Annotated in this window: 19 protein-coding genes; 11 read left to right on the plus strand and 8 right to left on the minus strand. The window is 49.3% G+C overall.

Going from position 1 to position 23,042, the window contains the following annotated elements:
- Positions 1–572 precede the first annotated feature (572 nt).
- Entirely contained in the window at positions 573–2,180 is a 1,608-nt protein-coding gene (locus P9L94_15950) for a sodium/solute symporter (GenBank protein ID MDP8245577.1), read from the minus strand.
- 127 nt (positions 2,181–2,307) lie between these two features.
- On the opposite strand from P9L94_15950, the gene P9L94_15955 reads away from it, so the two are divergent.
- The 5 genes from P9L94_15955 to dcd all read left to right on the plus strand — a co-directional run bounded on the left by P9L94_15955 (position 2,308) and on the right by dcd (position 6,735).
- Positions 2,308–3,465 carry a Gfo/Idh/MocA family oxidoreductase gene (locus P9L94_15955; protein ID MDP8245578.1) on the plus strand — a complete coding sequence of 386 codons (1,158 nt, stop codon included), beginning with the start codon at positions 2,308–2,310 and terminating at the stop codon, positions 3,463–3,465.
- Between the two features lie 31 nt (positions 3,466–3,496).
- Positions 3,497–4,948, plus strand: a complete 1,452-nt coding sequence (locus tag P9L94_15960) for a hypothetical protein (GenBank protein ID MDP8245579.1) — start codon at positions 3,497–3,499, stop codon at positions 4,946–4,948.
- A gap of 12 nt (positions 4,949–4,960) precedes the next feature.
- Positions 4,961–5,380 (plus strand): SufE family protein, encoded by a 420-nt coding sequence (locus P9L94_15965; protein ID MDP8245580.1) that lies wholly within the window; start codon positions 4,961–4,963, stop codon positions 5,378–5,380.
- A gap of 179 nt (positions 5,381–5,559) precedes the next feature.
- The gene (locus P9L94_15970) at positions 5,560–6,195 is read left to right on the plus strand and encodes a hypothetical protein (protein MDP8245581.1); all 636 of its coding nucleotides are present in this window, start codon (positions 5,560–5,562) and stop codon (positions 6,193–6,195) included.
- A 12-nt stretch (positions 6,196–6,207) separates the two neighbouring features.
- Positions 6,208–6,735, plus strand: a complete 528-nt coding sequence (gene dcd, locus P9L94_15975; GenBank protein ID MDP8245582.1) for a dCTP deaminase — start codon at positions 6,208–6,210, stop codon at positions 6,733–6,735.
- A 105-nt stretch (positions 6,736–6,840) separates the two neighbouring features.
- Here the strand turns inward: dcd and P9L94_15980 are convergent, their stop codons facing one another.
- The 3 genes from P9L94_15980 to P9L94_15990 form a co-directional block, all read right to left on the minus strand.
- A complete protein-coding gene (locus tag P9L94_15980) occupies positions 6,841–8,523 on the minus strand; it encodes a hypothetical protein (protein ID MDP8245583.1) in 1,683 nt (560 codons plus the stop codon).
- A 118-nt stretch (positions 8,524–8,641) separates the two neighbouring features.
- Positions 8,642–9,889 (minus strand): class I SAM-dependent methyltransferase, encoded by a 1,248-nt coding sequence (locus P9L94_15985; GenBank protein ID MDP8245584.1) that lies wholly within the window; start codon positions 9,887–9,889, stop codon positions 8,642–8,644.
- Positions 9,843–11,759 carry a tetratricopeptide repeat protein gene (locus P9L94_15990; GenBank protein ID MDP8245585.1) on the minus strand — a complete coding sequence of 639 codons (1,917 nt, stop codon included), beginning with the start codon at positions 11,757–11,759 and terminating at the stop codon, positions 9,843–9,845. Before P9L94_15990 ends, P9L94_15985 begins: the two co-directional genes overlap by 47 nt.
- Before the next feature lie 375 nt (positions 11,760–12,134).
- On the opposite strand from P9L94_15990, the gene P9L94_15995 reads away from it, so the two are divergent.
- The 6 genes from P9L94_15995 (at position 12,135) to P9L94_16020 (ending at position 19,054) form a co-directional block, all read left to right on the plus strand.
- A complete protein-coding gene (locus tag P9L94_15995) occupies positions 12,135–13,091 on the plus strand; it encodes a bile acid:sodium symporter family protein (protein ID MDP8245586.1) in 957 nt (318 codons plus the stop codon).
- Complete coding sequence (locus P9L94_16000; protein ID MDP8245587.1) at positions 13,088–13,951, plus strand: polysaccharide deacetylase family protein; 864 nt, start codon at positions 13,088–13,090, stop codon at positions 13,949–13,951. The genes P9L94_15995 and P9L94_16000 overlap by 4 nt, the downstream gene beginning before the upstream one ends.
- 68 nt (positions 13,952–14,019) lie before the next feature.
- Complete coding sequence (locus tag P9L94_16005; GenBank protein MDP8245588.1) at positions 14,020–15,333, plus strand: Gfo/Idh/MocA family oxidoreductase; 1,314 nt, start codon at positions 14,020–14,022, stop codon at positions 15,331–15,333.
- 197 nt (positions 15,334–15,530) lie between these two features.
- Positions 15,531–15,938, plus strand: a complete 408-nt coding sequence (locus tag P9L94_16010; protein ID MDP8245589.1) for a type II secretion system protein GspG — start codon at positions 15,531–15,533, stop codon at positions 15,936–15,938.
- A gap of 4 nt (positions 15,939–15,942) precedes the next feature.
- Positions 15,943–18,756, plus strand: coding sequence for a cyclic nucleotide-binding domain-containing protein (locus P9L94_16015; protein MDP8245590.1), 2,814 nt, complete (start codon positions 15,943–15,945; stop codon positions 18,754–18,756).
- Between the two features lie 19 nt (positions 18,757–18,775).
- Complete coding sequence (locus P9L94_16020) at positions 18,776–19,054, plus strand: hypothetical protein (protein ID MDP8245591.1); 279 nt, start codon at positions 18,776–18,778, stop codon at positions 19,052–19,054.
- On the opposite strand, the gene P9L94_16025 is transcribed toward P9L94_16020, so the two are convergent.
- From P9L94_16025 to P9L94_16040, 4 genes are read right to left on the minus strand one after another with little or no spacing between them, the layout of a single operon-like run.
- Positions 19,051–19,710, minus strand: coding sequence for a hypothetical protein (locus tag P9L94_16025; protein MDP8245592.1), 660 nt, complete (start codon positions 19,708–19,710; stop codon positions 19,051–19,053). The two genes, P9L94_16020 and P9L94_16025, sit on opposite strands and share 4 nt — an antisense overlap.
- A gap of 40 nt (positions 19,711–19,750) precedes the next feature.
- On the minus strand, positions 19,751–20,983 hold the full coding sequence (locus P9L94_16030) for a pilus assembly protein TadG-related protein (GenBank protein ID MDP8245593.1): 1,233 nt from the start codon (positions 20,981–20,983) through the stop codon (positions 19,751–19,753).
- A gap of 35 nt (positions 20,984–21,018) precedes the next feature.
- Positions 21,019–22,398: an AAA family ATPase gene (locus P9L94_16035; GenBank protein MDP8245594.1), complete on the minus strand. Its 1,380-nt coding sequence runs from the start codon at positions 22,396–22,398 to the stop codon at positions 21,019–21,021.
- A gap of 5 nt (positions 22,399–22,403) precedes the next feature.
- Entirely contained in the window at positions 22,404–23,012 is a 609-nt protein-coding gene (locus P9L94_16040; protein MDP8245595.1) for an OmpA family protein, read from the minus strand.
- Positions 23,013–23,042: the final 30 nt, after the last annotated feature.

Consider the following 23,042-nt stretch of genomic DNA (forward strand, 5'->3'; position numbering starts at 1 on the left):
GTGGCAAGGGCAAGGCTGAATAAAATGAAGCCAGCCCTTGAAATATTGTTTGAATGTATCGCTTTATTTGTGCTGTTTTGAAATCCCCCCTGGCGCTTTCAGCGCCGTCCCCCCTTAAAAAGGGGGGCTAAAAGTCTTAAGTCAATGACATTGCCCAAGGGGCGGGGAATTAAACCCGAATTAGACTAAAAAAAACTCGCCATATTTTTGACGAGCCAAATTAGGCGTGGGTGCAACTCTGTGAGCGCCTGTGCAAAAGAGCCTGAAAGCCCGCACCGAAGCGAAGAGAGATGTACCCACGCCTAACACACAAACTCTACAGGTATTTTGTGCATTAAGCGGTTTTGATTGGGACATTCTCGACGTATACAACTTGCTTTGTTACATCTCGATTCCATTTCTCATCGTTGCTCCAACAATTTGGATATGGCATTTACTAAGAAGCAACCAATATCCCTACCAATACAAGATAACTTACTACAACTGTTAATCGCAATTGAAAAGCGAGGCAATAGAAAAGCGGCGCTCTCTGAATTGAAAGCGCCGCTTCATGATTTCAATGTGAATCAATCTTAATAGAACATGGTATAGAGAGCAGCCAAAGCGCCCAAAATCGTGATGGCCGCCAAATTAAACACAAATGAAGTCGAGAATGAAACGGGCTCTTCTTCGACATCAATCGGTTTTGGCGTGGTCATCATTGAAACCACATAACCAACGATCATCAAGATAACAAATGTCAGCCCCATGCGATTTAAGAACGGGTTAATAAACGCCGCCGCCATCGTATCGGGGAACAGCATATCCGGCGCAAACTTGAACGCAACCGACAATGGAATCGTCAGAATCACCATCCACAATGCAGCAGCGGGCGTAGCGCGTTTCCAGAACAGACCATAGAAGAAGATCGCTACAACACCGGGCGAGACGAAACCGGTGTATTCCTGGATGTACTGGAACATCTGGTCGAAACTCTGCATCAACGGCGCCATACAAATCGCGATCATGATGGCAACCAACGAGGTAACGCGGCCAATGAAGACTAGGCGGCGTTCAGAGGCTTTGTGGTCGAATTTTCGGTAGATATCCATCGTAAAGATGGTGGCGGAACTATTGGTCATTGAGTTAAGCGACGAGACGATAGCAGCGATCAATGCCGCGATGACTAGGCCTTTAAGCCCAACCGGGGCGAGTTCGTTTATCAATGTCGCATAGGCCATGTCATTGCGCTGAACACCGAATTCATCAACCGGGACCAGGTCTGGCATCAAGACATAAACAATAATGCCTGGCAGCAAGACGACAATCGGCACAATTACCTTCAAAAACGCGGCGAAGACCAAACCCAATTGCGCCTCACGGATGTTCTTTCCCGCCAAGGCGCGTTGAGTGATATATTGGTTGAATCCCCAATAGCTGATGTTCGCCATCCACATCCCGCCGATGAATACGCCGATCCAGGGCAGATCGGGGTGGTTCCACGGCAGAAACGTGTGAAAGCGGTCGGGCGCTTGCTCAATCAGCATGTTAAATCCAACAATGGCGCCGCCGCCGTCACTGACCGCATTTAGGCCAACATAAGTCAACGCCGTACCGCCTAAGAACAACACCGCGACTTGGATGATGTCCGTCCACGCCACCGCCGACAAACCACCATAAAGCGTATAAATCAACGAAATCGCAGCGAGGCCGATGATACCGTACCAAAGTGGGATTTGCGCGACCCGCTCCATGGTTAATGCTCCGAGATAGAGCACTGCGGTCAAGTTCACGAAGACATATACCAATAGCCAAAACACGCCCAAGCCCATACTGACGCGGGCGTCAAAGCGGTTTTCGAGATACTGCGGCATGCTGTAGATGCGCATCTTCAAGAATGTTGGCAGGAAGAACTTCGCCACGATCAGCAGTGTGACCGCCGCCATCCATTCATACGACACCACGGCGATTCCGCTGGCGAATGCTGATCCGGTCATGCCGATCATTTGCTCAGCGGATATGTTCGACGCGATCAATGAAGTGCCGATAATCCACCAGGGCAATGAGCGGCCCGCAAGAAAGTAATCTTCGGAGGTTCGCTCTTCCCCTTTCGGCTTGGTTGACACCCAGATAGCGATTGATATGACAATCGCAAAGTACAGAAAAAAGATAATGTAATCTAACGTCGCAATGTTGCTCATGTGTACGATTCCTCCCAGTGGCCGAGGCTCTCGCCCGGCTTGCAGATTCAAACGCTAAGATCGTACCATAAACAATAGGGAAATTTCATGCCCTACGCTGAGTTTAATATAACAATTGGAGTAATTCATGCCGAACGCAAAATTACGTATAGGTGTCATCGGTCACGGCTTCATGGGCAAGATGCACGCCCACGCCTACCGCTCGCTGCCGTTTTATTACGACCCCGCGCCTGCAAAAACCGAATTGACGGGCGTCGCGACGCAAAGCGAATCTTCCATGAAACGGGCGATTGAAAATGGGGGCTTTGCGTTCGGAACCACCGACTACAAAGAACTATGCGCGCATCCAGACATTGACGTGATTCATTGCTGTACGCCCAATTATTTGCATAAAGACATCCTGCTATGCGCTTTGGAAAACGGCAAGCATGTATACATGGACAAGCCGCTGTGTATGAATCTTGATGAAGCCCGCATCATGGCGAATTGCGCCAAACAGCATCCCGAGCAATTCACCCAGATGACATTTCAATACCGCTTTGTCCCGGCATTATTACGCGCGAAGCAACTGATCGAACAAGGCGCGTTGGGGCGTCTGTTCAGCGCCCGCGTCTGTTACCTTCATGCGGGGTATGTCGATCCCAAGCGGCCTCACTCCTGGCGGTTGGATGTATCCCAAAGCGGAAAAGGCGGCGCGTTGTTTGATCTCGGCGCTCATGTCATTGATCTGACGCGGCATTTATTGGGCGAGTTCGAAGAAGTTCTGCATTGCGGCGAGACGTTTGTTAAAGAGCGCCCTCTGCCCGACAATCCAAACAAAACCGCCCCGGTCGAAGTCGATGATATTTCTCTTATGATGTTCCGTCTTGAAAATGGAGCAATCGGGACACTAGAGTCATCTCGCCTCGCGACTGGCGTTCAAGATGAAATTCGCTTTGAGGCGCACGGCGACAAGGGCGCGATACGATTCAATTTGATGCAACCGAATTTCCTGGAATTTTACGACGCAACTTCTCCGGGAGGCGATTACGGCGGGGAGCGCGGCTTCAAAGCGATCGAGTGCGTGGCGCGTTATCCCAAGCCAGCGTCATTACCCGGCCCCAAAAACACCATCGGCTGGGAGCGCTTTCACGTTCATTGCCTGTATCATTTCGTCAAATCAATCGTTGACGGCGTCCAACCGCAGCCTAGCATTTTTGACGGCGCCAAAGTACAGGCCGTGCTTGAAGCGGCGCTTGAATCGGGCGCATCAAAACAATGGACAAAGGTTCCTCAAGTCGATTGATTGAAAATAAAAATCGGTCATCATGGCGGTTATGAACACAACAACAAAAACGGTACGGATCAAAACAAAACATCTTCATTTAGACAACGGAGACGTCGCACCCGCCTGCGTCCATTGTACGCCCGGCGAACCGTTGTTTATTGAGTTTGATGGAAACGCCGCCTGCGACGTCGAGTTGCCCGACGCATGCCATATCTCGCTTGCGCGAGTGGATCCTCATGTGCATTTTCGCGAGTGCCTGGTTCCTACAAAAGACGAGTTTGAAGACGACCCGCTGAAACCAACCGATATTTCTTATGAAGATTTGGTTGCAAAAATCCAGTCGGCCAATGCGCTCTATGACGTTCGCCAGGGGTCGCTCGCCGCGCTCAAAGGCGGAATCTGGCTGGCGGGCGCAATGGGAAACACACTTTGGGCGCCGTTGGGCGAGAAGCGTTGGAAGCAGTCTGACCAGTTATATCAAGATCGCGCGCTGGTCTTCACTCATTTGTGGCCGCGCATCGAACCCGGCGTCGCGCCCATTGCAGGACAGGAAGAAAAAGACTTCGGCTCCACTTTCGGCGGGTCAGGCTTGCCGCCTGAAGTACGAAAACAGATGTATCTCGACCGCAGCGGCGGGATGATCTCCTACCACAACGACAAAGCCCGCGACGACGAAACAATCGAAGCATTTCGCGAACGCGTGAATCCGCCTGACTACATGCTTCATCACCTCTATTACGACGGCGATACCGTGCTCGCCGCGCAAAAAGAGACCTTTGCCCTGGCGCAGGAAGCCAGATTAAAACGCTTGCTAACTCGGCATATCCCAACCGGCCCTGCGCTCGACATGATTTTAACTTCACGCTCAGATGTACCATTTGAGGCGCCAGCTGAAGTCGGGTTGGATTATCTGTATTTCAACCGCGACATGCTCGAAAGCCGGGCAACGCGGGAGATTAATTTTCGCCGTCCCGCCCTGCCTTCACAGCAAGACCAGGCGGCTTTAATCGAACTGACGCGGCAATGCGCGCAACAACGCGACCCGCTTACATTTATTGGCTCCGACCACGCGCCTCATGCGCTCTCGGCGAAACGATTGCGCGAAAATGGCCTGCCCGGCGCACCGGGAACCCGTATCCTGGAGCACTCATTGCAGGTCTATATGAACTTGGTTCACGCACATGGTTATACGTTTGCCGACATCGACTGGTTAACGTCTATCGCACCCGCCAAGTACATGGCGCAGTATAAATCGTTCCCCTACCCTGTCGGTGAAATGCAGAACGGCGCGATGGCGAACCTGGCGATCTTTAATCCAGAAACGCCATACCAAGTTGACGAAAATGAATTACGGCTACAATTGCAGGATGGCGAATATCATTCCGCCTATCGCGACGAAACGCTGCGGGGCGAGATGCTATTCACCGTCGTAAACGGAATTGCGTATGATGTGCAGAAAGAAATCCGCCCCATCAATTTTAAAATGAATAAACCGTTGTAAGTGAGGATTATCATGAGCGCCAACATGGATTTAGACCATTTATACGAAACATTTGAATTTCTAGATGACTGGGAAGAACGCTACCGCGTCATCATTGATTTAGGCCGCAAATTGCCCGAAATGCCGGAAGAACAGAAGACGGAAGAAACCAAAGTACGCGGTTGTATGAGCCAGGTGTGGATGATTACCAAAAAAATTGATGACGCTCCACCGCGTTACGAATTTATTGCTGATAGCGATTCTCATATCGTGAAGGGACTCATCGGCGTTTTGCAATTGGCGTATTCAGGCAAAACTCTCGACGAAATCCGCGAAGTCAAAATTGAGGATATATTTGCGCGTCTGGGGCTAGATAGCCACCTTAGCCCCAACCGGAGGAACGGTTTTTTCTCTATGGTGGAAAGAATCAATCTACTCGCATCAGCCAATTAGTTCCGGTTTCTGAAATAGAAGATTAATGTTTTACTTGTATTATAATTGTTAATAAAATTTACCATCTTGATAAAAGCATTCCATTGTTGGTTTTTTTGGTTTAAGATTTGTTAGAAATTTATGTGCAACAATTGTAGCGCGACATCATTGATCAATTTTTTCCAGGTTGGGAGACTGCGATGTGTGCAGACTTGAAGCATAGTATTCCAGAGCGTAGTTTTGGACATTGCCAGTGGTGCGACAGCGACAGCGTTTCATTAACCTACCTCATGTGCCCTAGTTGCTACCGGATTTCAAATATGATTCCATCCAAAGCGATGGTTTTGATGAACAACCCGAAGATCAAACGCGAACTGGCTGCGGTTGGAACCTCAATCCGCAGCATTGCGCCCTACGTTCGGGAATTTGTTTTTGATCCAGCCAATAAATTCCCTACGGAAGATTCCGACAAAGTGCATTGGAAAGATATGCTTGCCAATGCTTCATTTCATGCGAACCAGGATGATGTCCGCCTTTATGTTGAGCAATTGATGGACCGCGGCATCGACAAACTCCCCACCAAAGACCAGGCGCAAGAAACCGCAGGCATTGAAGTGCTGTTGCGCTTTATGATGTTGGTCGGGATTGTGCGGGGCGTGTTACGTATGAAAGCAAGCGACGAAGACCAGGAAACGTTTGACCGGATATGTCAGGAAGCGCTGGCCTCCGCCGCGCAAAACCGCTCAGAGGGCGCACCGCAGCCCGGCTCCAGCGACCCCGTAGCCGAACCATCAAAGCGTTCTGGTATGCACAGCGCCCGCCGCAGTGGGCGTTAGGCCAGTTCATTTATGATTCTATCCGGGCGTGAAATTCATAGCCAACTCGGCAAGACGATCTTCATTGATCCTTTTGACGAGAACCGCCTGAATCCGAATAGTTATAATTTACGCCTTCATCATCAATTGCTGGTTTACCAAAACCAGGCGCTTGATATGAAGACGCCCAACCCGACCGAATACATTACCATCCCTGAAGAGGGTTTGCTGCTCGAAACTGGAAAACTGTACTTAGGCCGCACGGTTGAATTCACCGAAACCAAAGCGTATGTCCCCATGTTGGAAGGACGGTCTTCGATTGGGCGCCTGGGGTTGTTTGTTCACGTAACCGCCGGATTCGGCGACGTCGGGTTTGCTGGCTTCTGGACGTTAGAAATGTTCTGCGTCCAACCGGTTCGCATTTATCCCAATGTTGAAATCTGCCAAATCTATTACCACCGCATCGACGGTGAATACGATTTGTATCACAGCGATAAATACCAGAACAACAAAGGCATTCAACCCAGCCTGTTGTATAAAGACTTTGAACCGAAAGCCTAAATACGGTTGAAACCGATTCTCTGCTATTTCCATCGGATCAGTTAAAAACAAAAACGCCCAACAAATAAATTGGGCGTTTTTAATTTTGACATTTTGTTGCGAATCTTATTCAATCCCTAATTGAGCGGGGTAGTAATACCCCGTGGTTTGTGCGGCGACGCCAACGCGGTATTGGCGGTTTTGCAATAAACAAGGCTTCACTTCATTCGTTGAGATCGTTGTCGTATAAATACGCAATTCGCCTTTCAGCGCGGTGATGACTTCTTCGCGATGGTCGCCCAGGCAATCCATCACGGCAATCAAACGCCCTTCGATATCCTGTAAACTATCGTCGCTGCCCCAGTCTTGGATCGAACGCTTTTTGATTACCTCTTTTTGTGGATCGTCGTCCCACCAAAGCGGACGCGGCGACAAGGTACCTCCCTGCTCCACATCAATTAACTCACCCGACGCGCTATAGAACCAGCGGTCGTCTGAATCACGCTCGCCGCTGAAAGTTTCGATGCCGGGATGCTCCGCCAACACGTCGCCGATCATGCCCTGATTATGGATATGCTTCGTCGGTTTTTTGTGCGCCCAAAGTTTCTTGCCGCTTTTCGCATCGACGAGACAAACGCCGTCGGTATCCTGTCGCGTCTCGAAGCCGTAATAGATTTCAAGCCCGGGGTTTTTAGGATCAATATCCGCGACATAACACACGTCGGGATGCCCCATGCCCAGCGTCCAGAGTTCTTTTCCGTTATCGTCAATGGCAGAGGAACCAATCACCAGTTCGTCTTTGCCGTCGTTATCAATGTCTGCGCTGATGAGGCCGTGCGAGCCGCTGCCGCGATACTTGGGCATATCTTCCGTCGCTTGCCAAAGCCACTCTTGTTTCAGGTTTTTATCGAGCGCTTGAGTGCGGATCAATTTGTATGTTCCGCGTTGCATAATGAGCGATGGCTTTACGCCGTCGAGATAGGCGATCGTCAAAAAGTTGCGGCATGAGCGGTTGTAATCGACGTACCCGTCGCGCGTCAGCCAATCAATTTTCTTGACGACCTTGCCGGTTTCGCCGTCGAGTTTCACCAAATATTCCGGGCCGTCTTTGACCAAACCTTTTTCGTCTCGCGGGTCGCCTTCGCCCGCTTTGCAATAGACTTCCGCTTTGCCGTCGCCATCGAGGTCATACACTACAAAGGGCGAATACCACATCCCCGCTTCAATCGACCAGCCCATGTCATAGCGCCATAACATCTCGCCGTTGAGGTTATAGGCTTCGATCTTATAGGTCGTCGGGCTGGGCTTCCAATAGCCCGGTTGTTGATAGGGGTCTGTATTGAAATTAGGTTGTTTGATGACAAATTCCAGCGAGCCGTCGCCGTTTAAGTCGCCCACGCCGACTTTTTGAAAATCATAATCACCTTGCAATGGAATGCTGATGTAAGGCTTTGGGTTCTTGCTTACCTTGATCCCTGCTGAGCCAATGACTTTCGACGGCGCGTCCGCCTTAAAGAGCAGATAGTGAGGTTCATCGCCAGTCTTGACATCAGTATCGACAACACAAGTTGTTTTACCATCATTCTTCAGTGGCATCCGAGGCCCGCCACTCATAAAAGACGATTTCAACTTCATTACTTTAAATGCTTGGTCTTCACCATCACTTTCAAGCGAGCGCCAACTGACAAACACGGAACCGTCAGCACGCTGTACCGCAACCATGCCGCGATCTAAACTTTCCTGTGCGAACGACAGATTCAAAAATACACACAACGTTAATAAGCCAATGAGATTGATGAAACGATTCATGCTGCTCCTCCCAAAAAATCGAGCGTTGTTTCAATACACTAATAAGAAATCATATTGTAGCGCATAAAAAAAGGCCGAAGATTCCGGCCTTTCACGTACAACGATGATGAAACTCTGATTAATACTGATTGTTAAATTCAACCAATTCGCCTTTATGTTCGATTAAGATTGAATTCACCTGAATGCTCTCACGCTTCATCTCAGCCACAATGTCTCTTGCGCGCCACTGCGGCGGGATGATGAGGACGTCAACCGGGCGTCCTTTCAGATAATCGCGATAACGAATCTCCTGCCCTGCGCCGGGAACATACGTACCCGCTTTGTCTGGGTCGGAATCAACGACAATCGGAAAGCGCTCCGCATCCAATTCGTAACGATTAATAAATGCTGCGGATTTCCCTGTCCCGCCCCATATCGCCACGCGGCGCCCGGCGTCGGTCAGTTCCTGCAATTGCCGTTTGATCGTCCGCTCGCTTGCGTAGGCGGATTCCATAAAACTTGTCGCCATGTGCGCATGTTCAATCTGGCGCTTGCAGTCTCCCATGCGCACGAAGCCGTAGATCACTTCTCCTCCGTAGCCCAGGCCGATGTCTTCCGGTACAGCGCCGCATCGGGACAACATGCGCGAGAATGACTTGCTGGTGAATTGCGAATTGTGTTCGTAATAAAAATCTACCGTGCGCTGTGTTTGAATTGCCCGGTCAATACAAGGCGCTTCAAAATAGGCGAGCAGATCAAGGTCAATGCTGCTGGCATGAAATTGCAGCGATTGTAAAAACGCCAGAGGATTCATTAAGTGTTCTAACACATGGCGGCTGATAACGATATCGGGCATGATCTCCGCCAGGTGAATGTCCGGCTGAAATAACGCCTGGACTAACTCTACATTTTCTGATCCCTTGGCAGCGCCGTTTGGATCAAATCCGATGAATTTCCCCTCGGGACGCAATCTCGAAAGTGCAGAAAGAAACGCGCCGTTGCCGTGACCAATCTCAACAACGCGCGGCGCAGATGGGAGTGGGTCAATAATTCGCCGTTGCATCCGTTGAATAAATTCCGACCAGTTTTTGCCCTCGTTAAACATCAGGTTGGGTTTCTCTGAATATGGCACTTCGTCATACTGAAATTCGGTATTAAAGACATGGCTGCAATCAACGCAACAAACATAGTTCAGCGGCAGTTGCTTCATACGCTGCGCTTCCCCCTGGCTTTTAGGCCAAGCCAAAGTCGCCAGCGGCTTGTCGCCCGCGGGAAAAAACGGCGCAGCAATATGATGACCGCAAGCAGGGCATGTCGCGATCAATGGCTTGGGCCGCGCTTTATGCGGACGGGATGCAACCTGTTTGCGTTTGACGGATGCAGTCATGCCAAAGTCTCCTGTAAAGGGTTTCTAAATCGTTCGTAAATGTTTCCGCATCACAAAGAGGAGACTGACAAAGTTGCGTTCGAAGCGATGCGCGTAATTGTTCAAGTGATGGAATCTGGTTCGCGAGATGGATTGCGATTTTACTATATTCCTCGATGCTCGAAGCGATCCACTCAGGGCGCCCGATCGCCTGCAGAATGCTCTCACCGACATGAGAGACAAACCGGTCGCCGCGTAACGTAATAACAGGGACGCCCATCCACAACGCTTCCGCTGTGGTGGTGCCGCCGTTAAACGGAAACGGGTCCAGCGCAATATCTACTTGATTGTATGTATTCAACAATTCAATGCGCGGCGAATTCCCTTCAATGATGATACGCTCCTCATCAATGCCGTTGCGTTTGAATGCGTCAATCATTTTCTGGCGAAGAGAGGGATCGTCAAAACCATTTGTTTTTAACAACAAACGGCTCTGTTCGATTTTCTGTAAAATGTTCGCCCACAACTCAAGTACGTTGTCATTGAATTTTGAGATTGCGTTGAAACAGCCAAACGTAACAAAACCGTTTTTCTTGCAAGGAAGTTCGCCGACAGAAACATTCATACAAGGCGGCGTGAAACAAAGATAACTATTTGGAAGACGCTCGACTCGTTCAATGTAATATTGTTCTTCTTCGGGAGGAATGACGAATGAGTCGCCAATAATCACATCCATTTCGGGCAATCCCGTAGAGGAAAAATACCCCAACCAAGTCGCTTGAACCGGCGCAGGCTTTGCAGCGAACACCTCTAACCGGTTATTAGCCGTATGCCCTGACAAATCGATCAGAATATCAATGCCATCCTGTTGAATACGCTGAACGACCGCCTTGTCATTCAGCAAATGGATATCACGCCACTGTTGAACATAGCGTTTTAAACGCAGACTTAAATCATCTTCGACTTTTGCATTGGAATAACAATAGACTTCATATTGTTCCCGGTTATGTGCTCGAAAAACATGCTCGATAAAATACCCGACGGGATGGTTTCGCAAATCGCCGGACACATAGCCAATACGCAAGGGCCGGTCTTCACGCCAATCCCGCTGAAGACATGGAGCCTTCGGCGTGATGTTTGATAGTTGGCGCCCCCAGTGAACGGCCGCTTGACAGAGTTGCTCAGAAGTCGCTGTACCTGAATATTGAAGCGTTAAGAGATAGTTGTTCCAATAAGGATCGCGGGGTTGCTCAAGGAGAAGCCAGTTCTGATAGTGTTGCACAGCGTCATCAACCGCGCCCTGTTCTTTCAACACTTTCGCCAAAAGAAGCTTTGCATTTCGCAGATCAGGGTTGAGAGTAATTGCATGCCGCAGTTCTTTCTCTGCATCGAAAAAGCGCCGTTGGTTCAGATATAATTTGCCGAGATTGGCATGTACAGTCGCTTGATTGGGGCCGAGCGTAAGCGCCCGCATTAAACAATCTTCCGCGAGCGCGTGTTCACTCATTTCCATATACAGTGCGCCCAGGTTTGAGTGAGATTCACTTTTTTGAGGATCAATTTTAATTGCCCGCTTAAAGCAAGCCGCCGCTTCATGATATTGCTCATTCTGTCCATAGGCGTATCCGAGTTTTTGATAGGCTTCAATGTTTTCAGAATCCATTACGCAAGCCTGTTTTAGTGCATGAATCGCCTCCGGGTAGCGGCTTGAATTCGTGCAATATACACCTTTCAAAATAAAGAAAGCGACTTGCTCCGGCTCAATTTGAATGGCTTTGTCGATTGCTTGAATTGCCCGTTCCGGTTGATCGCTCTCATGATAGAGAAGGCTTATCATCTTAAAGGCATTGGCGTCATTCGGATTATTCTGAATATACTGAAGATATCCCAAACGGGCTTCTTGAAACCTGCGGTTTTGATGCAGATGAATAGCATATTGAAGATTGAGTGCAGATATTTCTGAAGTTGTTGAAGGTAAAGGCATCACAAAACTCTGAAAACAGTATCGTTCTACTCGTTTCAGTTATCGGCTATTTTGTAGAGGGATTAATAGCCAAGCGTGTTTGACTCTAAAAAACCTATTTATGGTTCTTCCGTATATTGGATACTTTCTTTATAAATTGAATTGAGATTTCGCTGCATGTGGCATGGGTACAGAAGCGCTGACCGCACAGTATTTTGTCAAACGCTTTAACTCGCCCAATTTACGCAACTTACATATTCCGGTAGAATACGCCGATTCATTTGGGATTGGAAACGATTTGTAATGAAACAATTGAAAACAATTCTCACGGTTTACACCAACCTGTTTGCCGTCTGGGTTGTCCTTTTTGGAATCATCGCTTTTTACGTCCCCGGTCCGTTCGTTGCAATCAAACCCGGCATGAACTGGTTCTTTGCGCTGACCATGTTCGGCATCGGCGTTGTGTTGCAAGCCGAAGATTTCGTCCGCATCATACGCCACCCGCTCGTCATATTGATTGGCGTGGTTTCTCAATACACCATCATGCCGCTGGGCGCTTATTTGATCTGCCAATGGATGGGATTTTCAGACGCCATCACCGTCGGCTTGGTGCTGACAGGCTCCGCACCGGGCGCGATGTCAAGCAATGTACTCAGTTACATCGCCAAGGCCGACGTCGCTTACTCGGTGTCACTCACAACGGCCTCGACTATGCTTTGTCCGATCCTCACGCCAGGACTCACCCTCCTGCTGGCAGGCGCAAAGATGGACGTGCCGTTCACCAAAATGATGATCGACATCGTTTGGATGGTGCTGGTTCCATTACTGGCGGGGTTTGCGCTTCGGCATTTTTTCCGTAAAACGATAGATCGAATTCTGTTTGTCTTTCCGGCAATTTCCACCACCTTCATCGTCATGGTATGCAGCCTGGTCATCGCAGCCAACCGCGACCGTCTGCCAAATATTACGGGCGGAATTTTTGTTGCCGCGCTATTTCTTAATGCGTATGGAACCATCATGGGCTACAGCGTCGGTTCCATTTTTCGCATGGAAAAACGCCGCCGCCGAACGCTTGCTATCGAAATTGGAATGCAGAACGCAGGTCTTGGCGTCGTATTAGCGTTGCAGCATTTTGGCGAAGAAACCGCCGCGCCCGCCGCAATATTCGTTTTCGTTTGCATTATCACAGCCAGCGTGTTAGCGTCGATTTGGCGCAATTCACCAGAAGCAGATGAAGTTTTAGCAGGAGGAGAATCATGAGGAATATTCAATACTTGATTATATTTTTCATCTTATGCTCAGTATTTCATTCTTACGCAGCAGATGACAATGAAATTCGTCTTATCGTCAGAGCGGATGATATAGGCTGCGCCCATGCGGTGAATCTTGCCTGTATTGAAGCCTATACAAACGGCGTCGCCCGCACCGTTGAAGTGATGGTTCCCGGCCCGTGGTTTCTGGAAGCGGTCGAGATGCTCAACCAACATCCCAACCTCGACGTCGGCGTCCACCTCACTCTGACTAGCGAATGGAAAAACGTCAAATGGCGACCGCTAACGCACGCAACTTCATTCGTTGACGCATTCGGTTATTTTTTCCCAATGACGGGAAAGAACCCAAACTTTCCTGCTGGCTCCAGTTTTCTTGAAGCGAAACCAGACTTGCAAGAAGTCGAACGCGAGTTGCGCGCTCAAATTGAAACTGCCAAGAAATATATTCACAATGTCAGCCATCTTTCCTCGCACATGGGAACGCCAACCTGTACGCCAGAGTTACGAAAACTTACGCAAAGCCTAGCGGACGAATACGGCCTCCCGATTGGGCTTCCTGATTTTGTGAAAAGCACACCGCGATGGAGCGGCAACGATAAGTCGCCCGCAGAAAAAGAAGCCGCGTTAATTGAAATGATCAAAAACCTTAAGCCTGGAACCTGGTTGACCGTTGAGCATCCCGGTCACGACGTGCAGGAAATGCAAGCCATCGGGCACAAGGGTTATGAAAACGTCGCCATTGACCGCGAAGGCGTGACGCGGGCGTTTTGCAGCGAAAAAGTCAAAGCCGTCATCAAACAGCGAGGAATCAAATTGCTTTCTTATTCTGATATACTAAGCGAAAACTAATTCGTAAGCGCCAATATCTATTTTTGCTTTGATTCAGTAATATCAAAAAAAATGCGGAGAGGTTTATCATGTCTTCTAATATCAATCGCCGATCATTTCTTGCTTCATCACTCACTGCTGCGACCGCGCCAATGTTTATTTCATCAAGCGTGTTTGCTGACTCGCCCAACAACAAAATCACCGTTGCATTCATTGGGACGGGCAATAACGGCACCAATTGGCTCAGCCCGTTTCTACGCGACGACCGCGTTAAAGTGGTTGCGGTTTGCGACGTCAATAAAGAAGGCCCCGGCTACTGGGACAATTCGATCAGAGGCCGTGAACCGGCGCTGCGCATGGTCAACCAATTTTACGACCAGACACTATGCGACGGGTATGAAGACTACCGCGAAGTTATTGCGCGAAAAGACATTGACGCCGTATACATCGGTACGCCCGATCACTGGCACGCCATCATGGCGATCCAGGCGGCGAAAGCCAAAAAAGATATCTATTGCCAAAAGCCGTTGTCGTTAACCATTGGCGAAGGCCGCATGATGTCAGACGCAGTCAACAAAGCAGGCGTTGTTTTCCAAACCGGCAGCCAGCAGCGCTCCGACTCAAATTTCCGCCGCGCATGTGAACTCGTACTCAACGGTCGCATTGGCAAATTACATACCGTGCGTTGCGGATTGCCAGGAGGCATCCCCGATTTTGGCAAGACGGCGCATCGCACGGACCCCGAGCCAATCCCGGAAGGCTTCAATTATAGTTACTGGCTAGGGCCAACTCCGGTTGAGTATTACTGCCCTGCCCGCGTCGGCGTTAATTTCCGTTGGAACCTGAATTATTCGGGCGGACAGATCACTGATTGGGGCGGACACCATCCCGACATCGCGCAATGGGGCATGGGGACGCAATACACCGGCCCGGTCGCGGTGAAAAACGCCAGCGGAAAATTCGCCGAGCACCCGCTTTACAACACTGCGGTCGAATATTACTTTGAATGCCATTACGCCAACGGCGTGAAGTTAATTATCTCCAGCAAAGAGAAGCGCGGCGGCGTCACCTTTGAAGGCAAAAACGGCAGCGTATGGGCAAACCGCGGCAGCCATGACGCCGACCCGAAATCTATTCTCAATGAAAAGATCGGCGAAAATGAAATTCATCTGTATAAGAGTGACGACCATGTTACGAATTTTATTGATTGCATGATTTCCCGTGAAGAATGCGTCGCGCCCGTCGAAGCCGCGCACCGTTCAATCACACTCGCGCACTTGGGCAACATTGCCCTGCAAACAGGCCGCGACCTGAAATGGGACCCGGACAAAGAAGAAATCATCAATGATGCAGGCGCGAATGCCATGCTCAACCGCCCCCATCGCCGCCCGTGGGCGCTGTAACAATTTTATAATCGCATTAACAGAGTCATTACAAGGGCTGATGAAATATTAAATCATCAGCCCTTTTCTAATTGATTGATTATCGAACAAGTTTTTATTGATTTTTCAAATTTTAGAATCCGCAAAAAAACATTCCCGCTTTCCCACAATTATGTCAAACTAATGATTTAAATGGTGTCCGATCGGGGAGAGAGATCATGACGTTGGGATCATTGGTTGCGAAGTTTGCCGTAATCGGCGCTGTGGGCTATATGGCAACGGCGTCTGCAGAAGATTTCATCGGAGGATTAACGCAATCGACAGGAGTTGTCGTCGCCCGCGCTGATATGAAATCGTTTCACCAAAAGTTTTCTGAGTTTTACACAACAAACGGCCGCTACCCGACCCCGCCGCAAGAACTGCATTTTTTTATCAAGGAAGAATATGACACGCCGCCCGAAGAAACGATCAAAGATCCATGGGGAGCGGAATACTTATTTTTAGGCCCCGAAGTTGAGATACGATGCCTGGGCGCAGATCAGAAACTCTTTTCAAACGACGACCTGACCACGCCTTATCCACCGAATCGCAATCCACCAGTCTTGATTCAACCAAGACGGAGATAGAATTGTGACTATTCATTCCCGAAAAATTGCGCTGAAACCATACGCGATCCAATCGCCGTCCGACCAACCGAACAATCATATATTGACCGACGCTTCAAGCGGGCGATCAATCTTTTTAACTGCACAAGAAAAAACACTCATTCAACGCTTAAACGGCTCGACAATCGAATCGTTAGTTCAGTCAATCTTTCATCTCAAACAAAAACCGCTAACCACGCTTGGAAAATTGCTGCACGATCTGGACCATTTTGGTTTTCTGGTAAACGCGCCGTGCGAAGATGAAACCAGCGCGCATGGCAGCAATGTCACGCCCGCTCCGCTCGAACCGCGCATCAACCCGGCGCTCAAACTTATCGGCGCCGCCGTTGCATCGAAATTTTTATTTATAGTATTATGCCTTCTCATCCTCGCTACATTCACGGCCTTTTTCATTTCCTCACCACTATTGCGTTTTTTGCAAATTGAAGGATCGACCGCATGGGGCGCCTGTATTGCATCATTTAGCGCGTTTGTTTTTCTATGGCTCGTCGCCTGGATACAGTCCGTTTCACTTTCTGCATGTGTGAATAGGCCTATTCCATTGGGGTGCGTTTTTCCAATTGGGTTGCCGGTTCCTTCATTTGATGCTTCCGCGAGTTTTATTTTACCTCGCCGCCAACGTACGCGCATCATTCTGTTTCCGGTTCTTCGCTTATTAAGCGCGGTTGGATTGTTTTTATGGATCACAACGCTCCCGTTAACAGTGTTCTGGAAAGACGTTGCAACTCAACTAGCACTCGGGGCTTGGCTTGGATTGTTGATGTATTCTTCGCCTTGGTTTGAGTCTCCCTATTCCAGCCTCGCTCGGCCCGGCTTTCGTAAAAGAAGCCTTACCGCATTACTCTATGATTCACTGCGGTCACTGTTTGGTTATCTATTCGTCGGAGCAAACAACAAAGGCGAGAGCACTCACTTTGTTATTTGGGGAGTCTGGACGCTATTGTGGCCGCTGTTGGTCGTTCGCACATTTGCCGCTTTATTTAAAAATGACATTCCCCGATTGCTGGGGCGGCTCACGCAAGAGAGCGGCAGCCCGGGTTGGTGGGCCGCGCTCTTTGTCGCCGCGTTCATCAGCGTTGGCGCGGTCTTCGCCGTTGCTTCGACATTGATCTTCTTCATTCGCGGCGCCATTAAAAACCTGACCATGAGATGGCGACCGCAACAAACCCATATTCTGTTATTCATGTTGTTTGCGCTGATCGCCGCCGTGACTTGCCGCATCTCATTTTTACCACCGATAATTCTTCCGGCGGCGCAATCTATCACCCAAGCCGTTTTGGGATTGGCAATCATTTTTTTCTCGCTCAAATTTACTTCCTCCCAATGGATCCAACAGAACGCCTGGCCCTGGTTGGGCGTCGGGCTGCTCGGCGCCGCCCACATCGCTGCGGCGTTGAACTCACCGTTCAATTATACGCTTTACGCTTGGTGCGCGGTCGCGTTGGGCATTGTGATTTCAGCGCAGCGTCAGGGCCGGTTCGCACAAGCGCTGTTAATCAGCGCTCTTGTGATCTCCGTTATTTATTTTTCTTTTCTCGACCAAATCTCATTTCAATATCTCAGGCTTCCCCTGTTTATCATCATTCTTCTACAATTTTGCTTATCCATTACCAGCCGTGAACGTCTGATCTGGGGATGGTTGAGCGTCGCCTTTTTACTTGATTCTTATAGCAGCCTGTTACCATTTGAAAATGAATTAAGTCCGTGGGTGGGCTATCTCAGTCAATCTGCGCTCTGTATCGCGATACTGGCGAAATCATCCATTTACGATTTGCGGCTTGATGACTGGCGCCCTTATGCGATATCTCGGCCATTAGACCGCTTAAATTATTGCGTTCATCAGGCGACGGGCGCCAGAATCAATTTGCCAAGCGCCGATGATGAAATGAAATCCATTCTTGCAATCAAAAAACAGATTGGCCCTCATGCCTGGCGTTGCGTTTTCAAACACTGGCTGCCAACGCTGACGTGGAAAGAAATCCAGACAGAACCCACTTTAATGCAAGAAATCCGATTGATATCCGGTGATGTACAGTTGAATGAGAAAACGATACTGGAGGCATTCTTACATGTGCCATGCCTGCGCGGATTCGATCTTGACCGCAAACACCTGAATGCAATTGTCCGCGTCTGGGTCGCCGATGAGGGAGATATATTGATACGCCAGGACTCTGATGATGATGCATTAGCGGTCATCTTGTCAGGTAGAGTTCGCATTGAAAACAATCATAGTTTCGTTTCCTCACACACAGTCGCCTATTTAAGCGAGGGCGCTTTTTTTGGCGAAGTGTCATTTTTAACCACTGAACCACGTACCGCGACAGTCCGCGCTTCCCAACCATTTTTAGCGGTCGCTTTGCGCCGCAGAGATGTTAAAAACGAATGTCCCCTATTAGAGAAACATTTGAAACAAACATCCGAAGAACGCCAGTGGAGCCAGTTATTAGCCTCTCTCCCCCTGTTTAATGAAATGTCGCCGTCGCTGTTTTTACGGGCGGTTCTTCAAACTCACTTGCATGAATTAAATCCGGGCGAATCGTTAAACTGGGAAGGAGGCGTTGAAGGCTCTCTCGGCGTCGTCGTAAAAGGAGAAGCGAAAATCGGTGAGGAGATATATAGGTCGTGTGAATGGATCGGATTTGAGACGCTATATTCCGGCAATACAGATTCGTATACGATTCAAGCGGTAAGCGATGCGCAAATCGCTATCACTTCACGTGAATTAATTCAAGAAGCGGTCGAAGAAATACTGCTACAGGAACAATTGACTTCTTTGTAATTTCATTAAGAATATAAACATGAACGATAAACCGACGCTCAAACAACACGATGAATGCAGCATGTGGCGCTGCCCGCAACTGGGCGGTTCCGTGACGTTTGAGTATTGCCGCCGGATGAACAAAACGCTTCCCTGCTTCAACCTGTTTCGCTGCTGGGGCAACGAACTTGACCTGCAAACCTGGTTGACTGAAAATTTCTCACAAGAAGAAATTCAGCAAGCAATGACCAAACCCGCCAATATACGCATTGATAGCATCTTTGACGTTCTACAATCAATGAAAAAATCAGCCGACTAACGACATGCCGCCTCACTCATACAATGACCAATACGAACGCCGTCAGGGCAAACGCTTTCCCATGCCTGGCTCAACGACGTTGTAAAAGGGACAGACTGATTCTCGCCGACAAGACGCCAAAATTCGGTACTCACGCCGCGACAGGAGCGTTGCTGAGCATTGACCGGCTTATCGCTAAGCAGCAGAAACGGCCCTGGCATCGCTTGGTTTAATTCTTCCACCCATCCCGGCGCAAAACAAACATCAATATAAATTGCGATTGGGCCTGATCCGAGCCGCGATGCAATGTCATTTGCGACAAGCGGGCCATCTTTAAAATGAATGGACGAAGAAGGCTTTTCAGAGCCGTTAAACAACAATAAACCATGCCCTGTTAAATAAATTAAAGCAAGCGGCTGTTGATTGTCTTGTACTTGCTCTAATGTTTGGATTACTTTCTTACGAGTAGGCTTTCCGTGTTCGTCGCTTGAGATAATGATCGGCTCAATGCCAAATTGAGTGCAAGCATTTTTCGCAGCAAGGATGTTATCGACGTGCCGTTGCGAGTCGTCATTATTAATCAAAATTGCAACGGGCTTAACCGTCATCGGCTTTGTTGGCGCCTCTTGCATACTGAGAAGCGTAATTCCAACTTGAGCGGAAATAACAACAACCATTGCAACCAATATGCGAAATAGCATAAGCCGCCCCATCTGCTTAGCGCGTCAGCGACAGCGTATAGATCAGTTCCGAATGAGGCGCATCTGGATTGACGACGGCGGAATCACTGGTGATTTGCGTCGGTTGAACAACGAAACGGATATAATTACTGTTGCTCGACCAAGTGGAATCTACCACCGTGACTGCTTTAAATTCCGTCGCTTTATAATATTGCTGAATCGCGCAGCAGGTCTCAACACTTGGAAGGTCGCTCATCGGTTCATCAAATTGGCTGGGATCGGCGTACGCAGTCGGATTATTTGAACTGATGGCGGTATACAGCGCCATGATGCGTGGTTCGCCGCGAATGTTGCGTAAGGAATAATGCCAACTACTCGACATCCAATTCTCGCCAGGCAGCCATTGCGATAACCCGCCGCCGCCGTTGTCAACGAGTAAGAGTTCATCAATCGTCGCCAGGTCGCCTGCGGTCATGCCATCATAAATTTGGTTGTTCACATACGACGTGCCGACCACCATTGAGATAAAGATCGTCCCGACGTTGCCTCGCGTTCCAGGAACGCCAATGTTGTAACGATAAGGGTACAGCGTTAATTCAGGAATGCCGTCGCTGCCCGATTGCACCTGCCCATTCACCACGCGATAATTGTCCGGCCCGCTAACCAACGCATCTTCCCAAGCGCCAGCGTACGCAGCAAACGGCAACATCGGCAGCGTCTCATTCGGCCCTAACGTAAATCCGGCAATGCGGTCTTCCAGCGTGGCGGTGGCCTGAGCGCGCATGGCAATCTGCGACTTACCGGAAAATGCCCCCAGCAACATCGACAACGGCCCATTCAGCGTATTCGTTAAATCCGCCTGAACTTGAACGGAATTATAATTTGTTACGCCGCTGGTTTGAATCGCGTCATTGATATCGAGTGGATTATCAATATAGCCCACAACGACGCCGCCGGACGCATCATTGGCGTCGTTGCGATCAACCGCCAACGTGCGCTTGGCCGCAACATTGTACGAAGCGAATTGTTCCGCATACGCGCGCGCTTCAATAATGTCGTCCGTCAGATTGGCTGAACCGGTCAGGACGTCTTCGTCCACCAATTGCGACGCAGCAGCCAGCGAAGCCGAGTCCGCCGCATTTTGTAATTCATTGTGCGTTGACACCATAATGCCCAAATCAAGAACAATCGCCATCATGGTAAAGATCATCACCAATGAAATCGAAAGTAACACTAAAACCGATCCATTATTATTTCTTGTCTGCTTCATCGTCTTTCTCCTTACGGAGTGAATGGAATTTTAATTCATGTTCTCAAATCAGAAAAATACGACTGAGCGACTTGATATAAACGCTCTGCAGTAATGTCCGTATTTTGCTGATTGAATCGACACTCATCTGAAATCAAATCCGTCAAATCGCGTGGATCACAAGCGCGCAACAACCGGTTGGTTTTCTTATAGAATTCATCAATAAACGCCTTTAGATTCAAGCCATCCATATTCATTTCTTTTTTATGGCATTCTTGTCGAAAGATCGATTCATACGCCGCTTGTGACGGCGCCCCTACATAAATTTTGTAGCGAATGCGACGCAAAAATGCCGGGTCCGCCAAATCAGCCGGGTCTAAGTTCGTTGCAAAAACCACAAATTGTTCAAACGGAATCGAAAATTTTTTGCCTGTATGAAGCGTCAAATAATCCATGCGTTCTTCAAGAGGGATAATCCAACGGTTGAGTAAATCTTTGGGCTGCACCATCTGGCGTCCAAAGTCGTCAATGGTGAAGACGCCGCCGTTGGCTTTCATTTGCAGCGGCGCTTCATAAAACCGCGTGGTCGAATTGTATCGAAGATCAAGCATATCCAGCGTAAGTTCGCCGCCGACCACAACAGCGGGACGCCTACACATTACCCAACGCCGATCATTGGAGACGGTACCATCCAGCCAAACAGCGTCTGGGTCAGATTTTTCATTTTCAATTGGAACATGATGGACGGGATCGTAGACGCGAATCACGCTGCCGCCGACCAACACCGCATGTGGAATCGCAACCTGCCCGCCGCTACGGTCAAGAAATCGCGCAACCGCTTTCGCTAACGTGCTTTTGCCCGTACCGGGAGGCCCATAGAGAAAACACGATTTACCGGAACGAATCGCCGGCCCAATTTGTTTGAACATCGAATCATCAACAATGAAGCCGTCCCACGTTTCGCGCAATTGCTTTTCCGTCACGGAAACATTCGAAAGGCTATGCGCGCGAACGTAGGTTTCATATTGCGTTAGCGGGACTGGCGCCGGGCCGGTATAGGTGTCCGCCTCGAGTAATTGTTTAACGAAATTACGTCCTCGCTCGGTCAACGCAAATACATCAGCGGCGTTGCCCAGGCCGCGACCGCCGCGCTTTTCCGCTTTTGCGCTTTGCACCATATCGTCAAGCAAATCGTCAATTAACAAAAACGGCAAACAGACTTTTTGTGAAATCTCGCTGCCGCTCAATACGCCGTAGCGATAAAGATGCTTCGCAATCAAATCGCTGATATACGATGACGATAACCCGACATCCTCTAACGTCGCCGGAGCAGAAATCGCATTTGACGCAGATGCATCATGCGCAAATGGAGAGCAGCCGTTTGCTCGTCCACTTCCATTTATTATTTTCTCAGCGAGTACATTTTGCATCATCATGTCTCTCAGGAACCCGACTCGGATGACAATAACGACTCCATCATTGATGGGCTAGATTGTTCTTCTTCAGGAATTGCGCGCATCAATTTATATGCCCGCTCGGCTTCATCTCCCGCCATCCCCTCGCCTTGCGCATAGGTTTTTACGATCACGATCCGGTTTGCCATTTGGCCGTCTTCACTCCAATTGCTGGCAGACGGTCGGCCCTCGCCGAAACTCCGCACCACCAAACGCTCTTCCCATACGCCTGCGCTTCGCAGATAGTGCGCCGCCGTGATGGCGCGTTGATATCCAAGGCGCGTGTTGTACTCATCGCTATTGTTATGGTCGGCGTGTCCTTCAATCACGACCGCGCCTGCGCGGCGTTTGAGCTGTAACGCGATGCGATCCAATTCATGTTTCGCCTCTGCATTGAGGTTTGCTTTGTCGTAGGCAAAGTGGATGCGCCCAACTTCACGATCAATCGGGTTTGCATTTTCCGCCATCTTTTCAAACGGCGCTTCAACCACTCGTTGTAATGACGTGGACTGATAGGCCGTCCATTGATTGGTATCAATCGACTCACATCCCACCGCAAGAAAAACCAACGGGCCGAGTAGCAATAAACGTTTCATCTTACGCCTCCAAGTTGACCAGCGCCCTAA

This window comes from Candidatus Hinthialibacter antarcticus (genome assembly GCA_030765645.1).
In the GTDB taxonomy this organism is placed as follows: domain Bacteria; phylum Hinthialibacterota; class Hinthialibacteria; order Hinthialibacterales; family Hinthialibacteraceae; genus Hinthialibacter; species Hinthialibacter antarcticus.